Source organism: Streptomyces sp. SBT349, from assembly GCF_001083795.1.
GTDB lineage: Bacteria > Actinomycetota > Actinomycetes > Streptomycetales > Streptomycetaceae > Streptomyces.
This window is the reverse complement of sequence record NZ_LAVK01000629.1, coordinates 1-1,800: the sequence shown is the minus strand read 5'-3', so window position 1 is coordinate 1,800 and position 1,800 is coordinate 1. Positions and strand designations below refer to the sequence as shown.

The window sequence follows — 1,800 nt, the reverse complement described above, 5'->3', positions numbered from 1 at the left end:
GTCTCGGGGAGCGCCTCGGCGGAGCCGGCGGGAAGGGGCGGGGAGGGGCGGCCTCAGCCGACGGCGCGTTCGACGTTCTCCACGACCGCGTCCCACGCGCCGTCCGGGCTCTCGCCCTGCGCCTCGATCTGCTGGAGCCCCTGCGAGAAGGCGTCCTTGATGGTGCCGTCCTTGCGCCCGAGCACCACCTCGTCGGGGATCTCCTCGGCCGCCGCCGCGAAGATCTCGCCGATCGGCGCGCCGCTGAAGTACTCGGAGGTGCCGCCCCGCACGGCCTCGGAGTCCAGCGCCTCCTGGGAGGACGGGAAGATGCTCAACTCCTCGAAGAGGTAAGCCTGCTGCTCCGGCGCGGTCAGCCAGGCCACCAGGTCCATGGCCTCCTCCTTCACCGGGCTGTCCTCCATGACGCCGAGGAACGAGCCGCCCCAGTTGGCGCCCTGCGGCGCGGGCGCGACGTCCCACAGTCCCGCGTTGTCGGGTCCGGCCTTCTCCTGGATGTGCGCGAGCATCCAGGCGGGGCAGACGGTGGTGGCGAAGGTGCTGTTGGCCAGGCCCGGGTCCCAGCCGGGCTGGAACTGCCGCAGCGCGGCGGTCATTCCGGACTCGGCGGCCCGCGAGGCCAGCCCCCACGCCTCGTCCACCACCGGGTTGTCCTCGTAGATCAGGTCGCCCTCGGCGTTGTAGAACTGCTCGGGGTGGCCGTAGATCATGGCGTTGAAGAGGCCCGAGGAGGTGTCCATGTAGGCGAGTTCGCCGTCGGGCGAGGAGGTCATGAACTGCTCGCCGACGTCCACATACCCTTCCCAGCCGTCGGACCAGAGCGCGCCCACCTCCTCCCGATCGGTGGGCAGCCCGGCCGCCTCGAACATGTCCTTGCGGTAGCAGATCGCCATCGGCCCGGTGTCGGTGCCGAGACCGATCACCTGACCGTCGGGAGTGGTCACCTGCGGAAGTTTCCACGGCAGGAAGTGATCGGTTCCCGCCATTCCGGCGAAGTCGGCGAAACGGGCCGCCTGGGTCTCCACCAGCTCCCTCGCCCGCCCGATCTCGATGCCCTGGATGTCCTTCAGCCCGCTGCCGCCCGCCAGGCGGGTCTGGAGCGCGGTGTAGTAGGTCTGCTCGTCACCCGCCACCTCGGCCTCGATGGTGACGCCGGGGTTCTCGGCCTCGTACCGCTCCAGGAGGTCGGTCTCCGCGTAGCCCATCACCCCGTAGAGGCCCATGGTGATGGTGACGCTGCCGTCCTCGTTCCGCCCGCCGCCCGAGTCGCCGCCGCCCCCGCAGCCGGCGAGGAGCGCCAGCGCGGTGGCGACCGACGCGATCAGCGGGCCGCGCGACCGGCGCGGCGGTGCTCCCGAACTGACGAACCTTCGTGCTGGGCCCATGGCGTCCTCCGTGCGGCGTGTGGACCGGCCCCTGCGTCGGGCAGGGCGGAATGCCCCGGTGGAATCGTTCCCACTGAACATGGGAGCGGTTCCACCAGGTTGTGGAAGACTGTCGCCCAAACGTTGGGGGTGTCAAGCACACAAGCCCGAAACCCTTTGTGGGGGAGGTGTGTTGACCAGGGGGGCGCGAGCGGGCCACGGAGTTGGGCACGAAGTTGAGCTCGTCGATCGCGGCGAGCACCGCGGCCCTGGCCTCCTCGCTGACCAGCGGCGACCCGTTGAGCACGCGCGAGACGGTGGTGCGCCCCACCCCGGCCCGCGCCGCGACCGTCTTGATGGTGGGCCGCCGTTGTCCCGCCATGGCAGAACCGTTCCCCTCTCCGCGCGGCCCGCCCGCGCCCCCCTGGTCAACACA

Annotated in this window: 1 protein-coding gene and 1 pseudogene; both read right to left on the bottom strand. The window is 71.1% G+C overall.

Features of this window, described 5'->3' with window-relative positions; translation table 11 throughout:
- Positions 1-53: 53 nt before the first annotated feature.
- Positions 54-1,385, bottom strand: coding sequence for an ABC transporter substrate-binding protein (locus ADY01_RS35325; protein ID WP_078900881.1), 1,332 nt, complete (start codon positions 1,383-1,385; stop codon positions 54-56).
- 139 nt (positions 1,386-1,524) lie between these two features.
- Positions 1,525-1,746: pseudogene (locus tag ADY01_RS37780) on the bottom strand (LacI family DNA-binding transcriptional regulator); the annotation flags it as partial.
- Between the last annotated feature and the right edge of the window lie 54 nt (positions 1,747-1,800).

Bases quoted from the DNA above. Each gene is read 5' to 3' on its own strand.
- ADY01_RS35325 (WP_078900881.1), bottom strand. From the start codon at position 1,385: ATGGGCCCAGCACGAAGGTTCGTCAGTTCGGGAGCACCGCCGCGCCGG.